The organism is Microbacterium sp. B35-30, from assembly GCF_010634855.1.
Taxonomy (GTDB): domain Bacteria; phylum Actinomycetota; class Actinomycetes; order Actinomycetales; family Microbacteriaceae; genus Microbacterium.
The window spans coordinates 35,063-45,758 of record NZ_MWLQ01000031.1 but is presented as its reverse complement, the minus strand read 5'-3'; the positions used below and the strand labels follow the sequence as shown (position 1 = coordinate 45,758).

At 71.6% G+C, this 10,696-nt stretch carries 11 protein-coding genes; 4 read left to right on the top strand and 7 right to left on the bottom strand.

Annotated elements, in window-relative coordinates:
* A partial coding sequence (locus B2K11_RS16625) for a pyridoxal phosphate-dependent aminotransferase (RefSeq protein ID WP_163619884.1) occupies positions 1 to 1,068 on the top strand: 1,068 nt, incomplete at its 5' end.
* Positions 1,069 to 1,357: 289 nt separating this feature from the next.
* The gene (locus B2K11_RS20800) at positions 1,358 to 1,486 is read left to right on the top strand and encodes a hypothetical protein (protein WP_275575852.1); all 129 of its coding nucleotides are present in this window, start codon (positions 1,358 to 1,360) and stop codon (positions 1,484 to 1,486) included.
* Here the strand turns inward: B2K11_RS20800 and B2K11_RS16620 are convergent.
* The 6 genes from B2K11_RS16620 to B2K11_RS16595 all read right to left on the bottom strand — a co-directional run bounded on the left by B2K11_RS16620 (position 1,483) and on the right by B2K11_RS16595 (position 7,579).
* Positions 1,483 to 2,619: a UDP-N-acetylmuramate dehydrogenase gene (locus B2K11_RS16620; protein ID WP_163619883.1), complete on the bottom strand. Its 1,137-nt coding sequence runs from the start codon at positions 2,617 to 2,619 to the stop codon at positions 1,483 to 1,485. The genes B2K11_RS20800 and B2K11_RS16620 overlap by 4 nt on opposite strands.
* Positions 2,620 to 2,622: 3 nt before the next feature.
* Positions 2,623 to 3,027, bottom strand: a complete 405-nt coding sequence (locus tag B2K11_RS16615) for a MaoC/PaaZ C-terminal domain-containing protein (RefSeq protein WP_163619897.1) — start codon at positions 3,025 to 3,027, stop codon at positions 2,623 to 2,625.
* Between the two features lie 5 nt (positions 3,028 to 3,032).
* Complete coding sequence (locus tag B2K11_RS16610) at positions 3,033 to 3,482, bottom strand: MaoC family dehydratase N-terminal domain-containing protein (RefSeq protein WP_163619882.1); 450 nt, start codon at positions 3,480 to 3,482, stop codon at positions 3,033 to 3,035.
* 165 nt (positions 3,483 to 3,647) lie between these two features.
* Positions 3,648 to 4,454 (bottom strand): sulfite exporter TauE/SafE family protein, encoded by an 807-nt coding sequence (locus B2K11_RS16605; RefSeq protein ID WP_163619881.1) that lies wholly within the window; start codon positions 4,452 to 4,454, stop codon positions 3,648 to 3,650.
* Positions 4,451 to 5,314 carry a DUF2510 domain-containing protein gene (locus tag B2K11_RS20510; protein WP_204260164.1) on the bottom strand — a complete coding sequence of 288 codons (864 nt, stop codon included), beginning with the start codon at positions 5,312 to 5,314 and terminating at the stop codon, positions 4,451 to 4,453. The genes B2K11_RS16605 and B2K11_RS20510 overlap by 4 nt, the downstream gene beginning before the upstream one ends.
* A gap of 138 nt (positions 5,315 to 5,452) precedes the next feature.
* Positions 5,453 to 7,579, bottom strand: coding sequence for a heavy metal translocating P-type ATPase (locus tag B2K11_RS16595; protein ID WP_163619895.1), 2,127 nt, complete (start codon positions 7,577 to 7,579; stop codon positions 5,453 to 5,455).
* Between the two features lie 380 nt (positions 7,580 to 7,959).
* Here B2K11_RS16595 and B2K11_RS20695 point away from each other — a divergent pair, with 380 nt between their 5' ends.
* Positions 7,960 to 9,342 (top strand): alpha/beta fold hydrolase, encoded by a 1,383-nt coding sequence (locus B2K11_RS20695; protein WP_239526175.1) that lies wholly within the window; start codon positions 7,960 to 7,962, stop codon positions 9,340 to 9,342.
* A 22-nt stretch (positions 9,343 to 9,364) separates the two neighbouring features.
* Here B2K11_RS20695 and B2K11_RS16580 read toward each other — a convergent pair whose 3' ends face one another.
* Positions 9,365 to 9,859 (bottom strand): GNAT family N-acetyltransferase, encoded by a 495-nt coding sequence (locus B2K11_RS16580; RefSeq protein WP_163619880.1) that lies wholly within the window; start codon positions 9,857 to 9,859, stop codon positions 9,365 to 9,367.
* A gap of 88 nt (positions 9,860 to 9,947) precedes the next feature.
* On the opposite strand from B2K11_RS16580, the gene B2K11_RS16575 reads away from it, so the two are divergent.
* Positions 9,948 to 10,556, top strand: coding sequence for a rhomboid family intramembrane serine protease (locus B2K11_RS16575; RefSeq protein WP_239526174.1), 609 nt, complete (start codon positions 9,948 to 9,950; stop codon positions 10,554 to 10,556).
* Positions 10,557 to 10,696: the final 140 nt, after the last annotated feature.

Here is a 10,696-nt window from a genome sequence, read left to right as displayed (position 1 = left end):
ATCGTGGATGCCGCCGCCGAGGCGCTGCACAACCCCGCCAACTTCCGCTACACGCCCGCCGCGGGTCTGCCGGCCCTGCGCGAGGCGATCGCCGCGAAGACGCTGCGCGACTCCGGCCTCGAGGTGGACCCCTCGCAGATCATCGTCACCAACGGCGGCAAGCAGGCGGTGTACCAGGCCTTCCAGACCGTGGTGAACCCCGGCGACGAGGTGCTGCTGCCGGCCCCGTACTGGACGACCTATCCCGAGGCGATCGCCCTGGCCGACGGCATCCCCGTCGAGGTGTTCGCCGGCGCCGACCAGCACTACAAGGTGACCGTCGAGCAGCTCGAGGACGCGCGCACCGAGCGCACGGTGGCGCTCGTGTTCGTCTCGCCGTCGAACCCCACCGGATCGGTGTACACACTCGAAGAGACGCGGGCGATCGGCGAATGGGCCGTCGAGCACGGCATCTGGATCATCACCGACGAGATCTACCAGAACCTCGTGTACGCGCCCGACGGCTCGGACGCCCCGGTGAAGGCCGTCTCGATCGTGGAGGCTGTTCCGGATGCCGCGGGGCAGACGATCCTCGTCAACGGCGTCGCGAAGACCTACGCGATGACCGGCTGGCGCCTCGGCTGGATGGTCGGCCCGAAGGAGGCGATCAAGATCGCCGGCAACCTGCAGTCGCACCTCTGCTCGAACGTGAACAACATCGCGCAGCGCGCGGCCCTCGCGGCCCTCACCGGCCCGCAGGACGAGGTCGAGCTGATGCGCCAGGCCTTCGACCGCCGCCGCCGCACGATCGTCGCCGAGCTGTCGAAGATCGACGGCGTCGAGGTGCCCACGCCGCTGGGAGCTTTCTACGCGTACCCCGACGTGCGAGGCCTCCTCGGCCGTGAGTGGGCCGGTTCGACGCCGACCACCTCGCTCGAGCTCGCCGACCTCATCCTCGAGCAGGCCGAGGTCGCCGTCGTTCCGGGCGAGGCCTTCGGCCCCTCGGGCTACCTGCGCCTGTCGTACGCGCTCGGCGACGACGCCCTCCTCGAGGGCGTGCAGCGCCTGCAGCGCCTCTTCGCCTCGTAACCCGCGGGCTCTCGACGGAACGCGGATGCCTCGGTTCGAGGCATCCGCGTTCTTCGTTCGTGCGTGCCTGCTGCGAAAAGTCGGGTCGGTGACGCGACACGCCGGGCGTCGGCATCCCCCACCGGCGTGCCTCCGTGACCGGCCCGACTTTTCGCACCGGGCGGGTGGCTGAGCGTGCACGGATGCCGCGGCGGCGGCGGCGGACGCGCGCGAGGAAGTCGAGCCGAATCGTCGACCCGTCGTCCCTTCGTTCGTCGTCCTTGTTGAGACACGAACGGAAGGACACCCCATGGGACGGCGAATCGACCTGGTGATGGAACTGGCGGCGGCATTGGCGAACCTCACGCCCGCGCACCGCACGCTGCTGCTCGCGGACGACGACGAGGGTCACCGCGCGGACGAAGGGTGCTGCGGCTAGAGCTCCACGTCGACCAGCACCGGCTCGGGCTGCAGGATCAGGCCGAACTCGGACTGCACGCGGCCCTGGATGAAGCGGGCGAGCTCGGCGAGCTCGGCGGCGGTGGCGCTGCCGCGGTTCGTCAGGGCGAGGGCGTGCTTCGTCGACAGGCCGGCACGCGAGCGAGGAAGCTTGAACCCCTTCCGCACGCCGGCGTGCTCGATGAGCCATCCGGCGCTCACCTTGACGTCGGACTCGACGGTGGGGGTCGGCGGCACGTAGCCGTCGAAGCTCGCGAGCGGGATGACGAGCACCGGGTCGAGGTCGGGGTGCACGGGCCAGCGCGGGCATTCGTCGGGGAGCGTGCGGGCGAAGGATGCCGAGACCACCGCGTTCTGGAAGAACGAGCCCGCGCTGTACGTGTCGGGGTCGTCGGGATCGAGCACCATCCCCTTGCTGCGACGCGTCTCGAGGAGGCGCTCGCGCACCCACGCGAGAGTCACTTCGTCGTCCGGACGGAGTCGCAGCGCCGTGCGCAGCTGGTCGCCGGCGATGCGGCGGGCCCCGTGGCCGATCTCGGGGAGGTCGAGGGTGACCGACAGGATCACGGCCCGCCGGGCGGGCGCAGAGCCGTAATGGTGCTTCAGCACCGACGTGCGGAAGCCGAGTCCGAGTTCGGCGGCCGGCACCGTCGATACCTCGCCGGTGGACTCGTCGAGGAGCTCGACATCACTGAGCGTCTGAACGATCTCCTGGCCGTAGGCGCCGATGTTCTGCACCGGCGCGGCGCCGACGGTGCCGGGGATCCCCGACATCGCCTCGACGCCGCCGAGGCCTTCGGCCACCGCGTAGGCGACGAAGGCGTCCCAGTCGTGGCCCGCCTGCACGCGCAGGCGGACGCGTCCGGCCACGGGTGACGGCATCCGCTCGATGCCGTTCGTGAGCACCCGCACGACGGCGCCGTCGAACGGCTCGTCACCGACGAACAGGTTCGAGCCGCCGCCGAGCACGAGCCACTCGTCGCCGGACGCCCAGACGTCGCGGAGGGCGTCGACGAGCTCGTCGGTGGTGGGCGCGTCGATCATGCGGGTCGGCGTGCCGCCGGTGCGCAGGGTCGTGAGCCGCGACAGCGGGATCGGGGTGACGTCGGGCATGCGTCAGATCGTCCGCACGCGCACCTGCGCCTTGACCAGCACCGTCGCGCCGTTGAACGACACGGTGAGGTCGATGCGCGCCGACTCGTCGTCGACGGCGCCGACCTTCGCGACGACGGTCACGTCGGCGCCGGTCTCGGCGTCGACCACGACGGGCTTGGTGAACCGGACGCCGTAGTCGAGGATGCGGCCGCTGTCCCCGAGCCACGACGCGATCGTGCCGACGGCGAGACCCATCGTGAGCATCCCGTGGGCGAGAACGCCCGGGAGTCCCACGGCGACGGCGACGTCGTCACGGTAATGGATGGGATTGAAATCCCCGGATGCCCCGGCATAGCGCACGAGGGAGTCCCGGGTGAGATGCACCGTGCGCTCCGCGACGACATCGCCGACGGTGAGGTTCGTCAACGCGCTCACTGCTCGCCCTCCCCCACCAGCAGGATGGACGTCGCAGTGACGACGTGGTCGCCCGCGGCATCCGTGATCTCGGACTCGCTCGTCACCATGGCGGCGGCTCCCATCGCACGGATGCCGGTGACCGCGAGCTTCGCGGTGAGCTCGTCGCCCGCGACGATCGGCCGGGAGTAGCGGAACTTCTGCTCGGCGTGCAGCACGTTCTGCAGGACGATGCCCGAGTCGGGCTCGCCCAGCAGCTGCTGGAGCGTGGCGTCGGTCACCACGATCGCGAAAGTCGGCGGCGCGACGACGTCGGCGTAGCCGAGCGCCTGCGCGGCGGCGGGGTCGAGGTGCTGCGGGTCGTCGGCGAAGACGGCGCGCGCGAACTCGCGCACCTTCTCGCGGCCCACGAGGTAGGGGGTCGTCGGCGGAAAGTCGCGGCCGACGAGCTCGGGGTTCACTGGCACCACGCCATCCTACCGAGCGGCTTCCGCCGGTCCGGCCGGGAGCGGGCCGGCGTCAGCCGTCGAGCCAAGGGATTCGCGGCGAGACCGGGGGCGTCGCCCCCGGTTTCGGCGCGAATGCTCTGTCTCGCCGGCCATCCCCCCGTTTCGATGCCCGGGGCGGCCGGGTCACGCCCGACGGGGACGCCCGCGCCACGCCCGCAGCGCCATCTGCACGGCGATCACCACGAGGTAGACGGCGAACAGCACGTTGGCCACGAACGGGTCGAGGAGCACCGCCGCCCACGCACCGAGCGCGGTCGTCGTGCACGCCGCCACGCCCACGATCGCCGCCGCGACGAGGTCGACGTTGCGCCGGCGGACGTTGCCGATCGTGCCCGACACGGCCGTCGGGATCATCATGAGCAGCGAGGTTCCCTTGGCCACCAGGTCGCTGGTGCCGAACAGCAGCATGAGCGCGGGAACAACGATGATCCCCCCGCCGACGCCGATGAGTCCTGACAGGATGCCGGTGACCACGCCCAGCGCGACGAGTGCGGCGCCGCTCAGCACAGTGAGGGTCAGCTCGGCGTCACGCGACGGGATCACGACGAAGAGGCTCACGATCACGGCGACGAGGAACCCGACGAAGGCCCACCGCAGCACAGTCAGCGACAGTCGCGGGAGCAGCCAGGTGCCGATCTGCGCGCCGAACACGGCGCCGGCCGCGAGCAGCAGCGCCGCGATCCAGGCCACCGAGCCGTGCACGGCGTAGGAGATCACGCCGACGGCCGCCGTCGGGACGATCGCCGCGAGCGACGTCCCGGCGGCGAGGCGCTGGTCGAAGCGGAGCAGCAGCACGAGGAAGGGCACGATCACCGTGCCGCCGCCGACGCCGAACAGACCGGACAGCAGGCCTGCGAGCAGTCCGATCCCGACGCAGACGAGGTAGAACCGGAGGTCGTGCGGGGGGCGCTCGGTTCCGGGCGCGGTCATTCGTACGAGAGGTCGTCGATCACCCACGCGCCGTCGGCCTGGACGAGCGTGTAGTAGTACACGGTCGAACCCGGCGAGGGCTCGGCCGGGTCGCCGTTGGCGTCGACGAGCGCCGTGAACGTCTCATTCGTGGTCACCGCGATCTCGTCGCCCAGCGTCTCGACGTCGGTGATCGTGACCTCGTAGTCTTCGAAGTTCTCGTCGAAGCGGTCCGAGTCCTCTTCGAAGGTGACGCAGTCGGTGAAGCCGCTCTGGGTGCGGAAGTCTTCGGTGGTCGAGGCGGTGAACGTCTCGCAGTCGCCGTCCTGCCAGGCCTCGTCGTAGAGCTCGACCGTGGCGACCGCTGCGCGCTCGTCGTCGGACTCGGCGCCGCCGGTCTGGGTGGATGACGAAGTGGCCGAGAGGAAGAGCAGCGGGATGACCACGGCGGCCGCGATCACGATGCCGAGCAGCACCACGCCGAGCACGACCCAGACGATCCAGAGCTTCGACTTTCGCGGCTCGGTGGCCGCGGTGAATCCTCCGCCGGCAGGGGCACCGGGGTACGCGCCCTGCGGGTATCCCGGTGCGGCGGGCGGGTACTGCTGCGCGGCAGGGTAGGCGGACTGGGCGGGTGCCTCAGGCTGGCCGGCCGGTCCGGGAACCGCACCCGCCTCGACCTGCGTGGCGCCGGATCCGGTGACCGCCACAGGCTGCTGCTGCTCCTCGAATCCGAGCTGGGCGGCGACGATCTCAGCCTCCGTCGGGGCCGGCGATGATTCGGCGTCCGGCTGGGCGACGTGCTCCGTCCACAGCGCCCCGTCCCACCAGCGCAGCGCGCCGTGACCGTCGTCGTACCAGCCGGGAGGAGTCGTCGTCATTGTCAAACCCTATCGCCGCGGCGCATCCCCCGCGGAGGAGTGCCGAGCCGGATGCCTCGCCACCGGGCGCCGCCGTGGCGGCCACGCGCGCGCGTCCCCGCAGGTCGACGACGCTGCAGGGCGCGGGCACGGCGACGATCACCGTTCCAGAACGGCCTGCGTGCTGCGCTCGGGGGTCAGGTCGAGCCGTCGCAGCAGCTGCGCGTTCACGGCCACCACGACGGTCGACAGCGACATCAGGATCGCGCCCACCGACATCGGCAGGACGAAGCCGATCGGCGCAAGCACTCCCGCCGCGAGGGGCACCGAGATGAGGTTGTACCCCGCGGCCCACCAGAGGTTCTGCGACATCTTGCGGTAGCTCGCGCGCGACAGCTCGATCACCGACAGCACCGACCGCGGATCGCTCGACGCGAGGATCACGCCCGCCGACCCGATCGCGACGTCCGTGCCGGCACCGATCGCGATGCCGACGTCGGCGCGGGCCAGCGCGGGTGCGTCATTCACGCCGTCTCCGACCATCGCGACCTTCAGGCCCTCGCCCTGCAGCTCGGCGACCTTCCGCTCCTTGTCTTCGGGACGCACGCCGGCGAACACGCGACGGATGCCGAGAGCCTCGGCGACCGCGCGGGCGACGGGCTCGGCATCCCCCGTGATCATGACAACCTCGACGCCGAGCTTCTGGAGCGCGGCGACGGCGTCACGGGATTCGGGTCGGACCTCGTCGGCGAGCGCGAGCCCGCCGACGACCTCGCCGTCGCGCACGACGTGGAGGATGATCGCCCCCTTCTCGCGCCACCGCGCTGCGGCGTCGACGTCCGCGCCGCCCACTTCCTCGAGCAGGCGCGGGCCGCCCACGCGGACGACGTGCCCGTCGACGTGCGCGGTGACGCCGACCGCGGGCGACGACGCGAATCCGGTGGCCCCGGCGAGCACCAGTCCGCGCGCCTGCGCGGCACGGACGATCGCCTTCGCGAGCGGGTGCTCGCTGTCGGCCTCGGCGGATGCCGCCAGTGCCAGCACCGCGTCGGCATCGAGCGCAGGGGCGGTGGGGGCGGTGGCGACATCCATCACCGTCGGCTCGCCCTTGGTCAGGGTGCCGGTCTTGTCGAACAGCACCGCGCCGATGGAGCGCATGCTCTCCAGCGCCAGCCGGTCCTTGATGAGGACACCCCCGCGGGCTGCGCGCTCGGTCGCGATCGACACCACCAGCGGGATGGCGAGGCCCAGCGCGTGGGGGCAGGCGATCACGAGCACGGTGATGGTGCGGACGACCGCCTCGTCCGGCATCCCGAATGCGCTCCACACCACGGCGGTGAGCGCCGCCGCGCCGAGCGCGAACCAGAACAGCCAGCCCGCCGCGCGGTCGGCGAGGCGCTGTGCACGCGACGTCGAGTTCTGCGCTTCGGAGACGAGCCGCTGGATGCCGGCGAGCGTGGTGTCGTCGCCGGTCGCGGTGACCTCCACCCGCAGCCCGGAGTCGGTGGCGACGGTGCCCGCGGTGACCTGGTCGCCGGTGGTGCGGGCGACGGGCCGGGATTCACCCGTCACCATCGACTCGTCCATGTCGGCGCGTCCGTCGACGATGCGGCCGTCGGCGGGAACGCTGCCGCCGGGGCGCACGACGACGACATCACCCACGCGCAGGTCGGCAGGCGGCACCGTCACGACGCGGTCGCCTTCGACGCGCTCGGCCTCGTCCGGGAGGAGCGCGGCGAGCGAGTCGAGGGCCGAGGTCGTCTGCGCCAGCGAACGCATCTCGATCCAGTGGCCGAGCAGCATGATCACGATGAGGAGCGCCAGCTCCCACCAGAACTCCAGCTCGTGGTGGAGCAGCCCGAGGCTCGCGCCCCACGATGCGAAGAACGCGACGGTGATGGCGAGGCCGATGAGGAGCATCATCCCGGGCTTGCGGGCGCGAAGCTCCGACACGGCGCCGGTGAGGAACGGCCACCCGCCCCAGAAGTACATGACGGTGCCGAGCACCGGCGAGATCCAGCGCACGAGGGGCACGTCGGGGAGCGTGTAGCCCAGCACCATCGCGAACATGCCCGAGAACAGGACCACGGGGACGGCCAGCGCCAGGTTGATCCAGAACAGCCGCCGGAAGCGCGCGACGTGGTCGGCGCCGTGGCCCGCGTGGCCGCCGTGGGCGCCATGTACGCCGTGGGCGCCGGGCGCGTCGTGGTCGCCGTGGCCGCCGTGGGCGCCGTGGGCGCCATGTCCGCCGTGGGCGCCGGGCGCGTCGTGGTCGGCGTGAGCCATCGCGGCGTGGTCGTGCGCGGCGTGGTCGTGGGGGTCGCCCGCCGCCGCATGGTCGTGGTCGGAGTGTCGGTGGCCGGCGTGTTCCATCGCCGCGTGGTCGTGGTCCGACCCTGGAGTGAGCGGCGTCATCGCCGCTCGGTCGTGTCCGGAGGGCGCAGCATGATCATGGCCGGTGTGGGGCTGGTCGGCGTGCGCGACAGCGCTCAGGTCGCTGTCTCGATTCGGATCGGTCACGGCGGTTCTCCTCATCGATACGATTCCATTCATACCCCCTAGGGGTATCTCAGTCAATCAGTTCCGACGTCGGCGTATTCCCCCGTCGCGGATGTCGGAGGATCCCGTCACACTGGCTGCACCTCTCATCATGCGAAGGAGCGGAAGTGGACATCATCCTGGTTGCAGGCCTCTGGATGGGCGGATGGGCCTGGTACGAGGTCGCGCCGGCGCTCGAGCAAGCCGCTCACCGACCGGTCGCCCTGACGCTTCCCGGCATGGAGTCGGCCGACGCCGATCGCTCGGCGATCACGCTCGACGACCATGTCGCCGCCGTCGTGGCGGCGATCGACGCGGCTCCCGGCGAGAAGGTGGTGCTGGTCGGGCACTCCGCGGGGGCCGGCATCGTCTATGCGGCAGCCGACGCGCGGCCGCAGCGGGTGGCGCGGCTGATCCTGATCGGCGGCTTCCCGACGCCCGACGGCGCGCCGCTCCTGTCGGGCTACAAGCCGGTCGGCGGCGAACTCCCGCTTCCCGACTGGACCGACTTCGACGAGGCCGATCTCCGCGACCTGGGTGAGGGCGGCATGGCGGCGTTCCGCGCGTACGCGATCCCCTCGCCGGCAGGGGTGGTCACCGGCATCCAGCAGCTGCACGACGACCGGAGACGCGCGATCCCCGTCACAGCGGTCGCCACCGAGTACACCGTCGCCGACCTGCGCTCCTGGATCGACGAGGGCGCGGCGTCCGTGCAGGAGTTCACGACCATCGAAGACGTCACGTTCCTCGACCTGCCGACCGGGCACTGGCCCCAACTGACCCGCCCGCAGTCGCTCGCGCGCCTCATCCTCGCCCAGCCGCCTCTCGGTGACGGCATCATTCCACCCGAGGTCGAGACGATCAGCGCGCAGGACTTCCACGCGTCCGAGGGCGTCGAGGATTGGCGCGTCCTCTACTGGGGTGCGCACGCATTCTTCCGAGCCGGATCGCTCGCACAGGGCGCCCGCCTGGTCGCCGAGATCGTGCCGATCGCCGAGGCGCTGGAGCACTTCCCCGACATCGACCTGCGCCCCGAAGGGGTGTTCGTCAAGACGTTCAGCCGGGCCGATGGGGCGCTGAGCAGAGCGGATGCCGAACTCGCGGCATCCGTCTCCCGTGCCGCCCGTGAACTCGACCTCGAGCCCGACCCGTCCGCGCTCACGGTCGTCGGCATCGCCGTCGCGCAAGGACCCGATGCCCGCGTGCGGCCGTTCTGGAGCGCCGCGCTCGGCTACGACCCGCTCGGCGCCGAGGACGCCGTCGACCCGCTGCGTCGCAACCCGCACGTGTGGTTCCACCCGCTCGAGCCTCCGAAGTCGGGGCGTGGCCGCACACACATCGACATCTCGGTCCCGCGCGACCAGGTGCAGGCGCGGATCGCCGCAGCGCTGGCCGCGGGCGGACGAATGGCCGACGACACCCATGCACCGGGCTACTGGACCCTCACGTCCCCCGACAACCACGGCGTCGACATCGCCGCGTGGACCGACGACTCCGACTTCCCCGGCTGAGAGGCCTCGGCGCCCGCCGCCGTCAGCGCACCATGCGCGCGTCGACGAGCGCCGGGATGCCCGGATACGCCTCCTCGACGCCGTCGAACGCGAAGCCGTTGCGCCGGTAGAAGGCGATCGCCCGCGGGTTCGCCTTCGCGACCCACAGCACCGCCGGCTCGTCGCCGAGCACCTCGTCCAGCAGCGCCTGCCCCGCTCCTCGGCCGTACTCCGCCGCGAGCACGTAGAGCATGTAGAGCTGGCGCTCGCGCGGAGGGTCCTCGCCGTCGGTCGCTGTGCTCGGACCGGCCGTCGCCAGACCCACGATCCGGCCGTCGCGCTCCGCGACGCGGATGTGCCAGCCCTCGCGCGGATTCTCCAGCAGCCGACGCCACAGCCCGCGGCGGGCCCGCACGTACTCCTCGTCGAAGAACCCCTCGGGCAGGAGGTGCGTATAGGTCTCGCGCCACGTCAGGACGTGGACATCGGCGATCTCCGCGGCTTCGCTCAGCTCAGGGACTCGGACGGTGAACGTCATCCCGTCATCCTGCCAGCAGCACCGCGCCGGTCCGAGCGCTGAGGACACGCGTCACGTCGCGACCCCGCGCGGGTGCGACGATGGGCAGGTGACGAGCGCACCCTCGACGCCCTCCCGCGGCGGCAGCATCGTGGCCCGGATCGGGCAGCCCCTGCTGCTGCTCGCGATCATGTGGGTCGTCCGCGTGCTCGACGATCTGCTGCCCGGCGACGCGAACGGCGAGTTCGGTCTCCGGTCGTGGGCGCTCGACGGACTCGACGGCGTGCTGTTCGGCCCGGGGTTGCATGCGGGATGGCCCCACCTGCTGGCCAACAGCATCCCGTTCGTCGTCCTCGGGGTGCTCGTCGCACTGGACGGCGTCGGCCGGTTCTGGGCGGTGACGGGCATCATCGCCGTCGTCGGCGGGCTCGGCACGTGGATCTTCAGCGCGCCGGGAGTCGTCACCGTGGGCGCGTCGGGGCTGGTGTTCGGGTACTTCGGCTATCTGCTGATCCGGGCCTTCGTCGCGCCGTCGCTGGGCCACGGCATCCTCTACGCGCTCATCGCCACCGCGGTGGCCGTCGTGTACGGCGGCAGCATGCTCGCCGGGGTCTTCGGGGCGCCTGCAGGGGTGTCGTGGCAGGCGCACCTGTTCGGCGCGATCGGCGGCGGCGTCGCCGCGATCGTGATGCGGCCGAAACGCGCCGCCGCGATGTGAGGCGGCACTGACGTCTGGTTGCCACATGAACCCTCGATCTGCCTCGCCCGCTGCGAAAACTAGGGCGCGTCACACGACACGCCGTAGCGCGGCATCCGATACCGCGTGTCGCCGCCACCGACCCGACTTTTCGCACGGCG

What these genes read in the sequence shown, in the direction of transcription:
- B2K11_RS20800 (WP_275575852.1), top strand. Translation starts at nt 1,358, where the DNA reads ATGGGACGGCGAATCGACCTGGTGATGGAACTGGCGGCGGCATTGGCG.
- B2K11_RS16620 (WP_163619883.1), bottom strand. Translation starts at nt 2,619, where the DNA reads ATGCCCGACGTCACCCCGATCCCGCTGTCGCGGCTCACGACCCTGCGC.
- B2K11_RS16605 (WP_163619881.1), bottom strand. Translation starts at nt 4,454, where the DNA reads ATGACCGCGCCCGGAACCGAGCGCCCCCCGCACGACCTCCGGTTCTAC.
- B2K11_RS20510 (WP_204260164.1), bottom strand. Translation starts at nt 5,314, where the DNA reads ATGACGACGACTCCTCCCGGCTGGTACGACGACGGTCACGGCGCGCTG.
- B2K11_RS16595 (WP_163619895.1), bottom strand. Translation starts at nt 7,579, where the DNA reads ATGGCTCACGCCGACCACGACGCGCCCGGCGCCCACGGCGGACATGGC.
- B2K11_RS16580 (WP_163619880.1), bottom strand. Translation starts at nt 9,859, where the DNA reads ATGACGTTCACCGTCCGAGTCCCTGAGCTGAGCGAAGCCGCGGAGATC.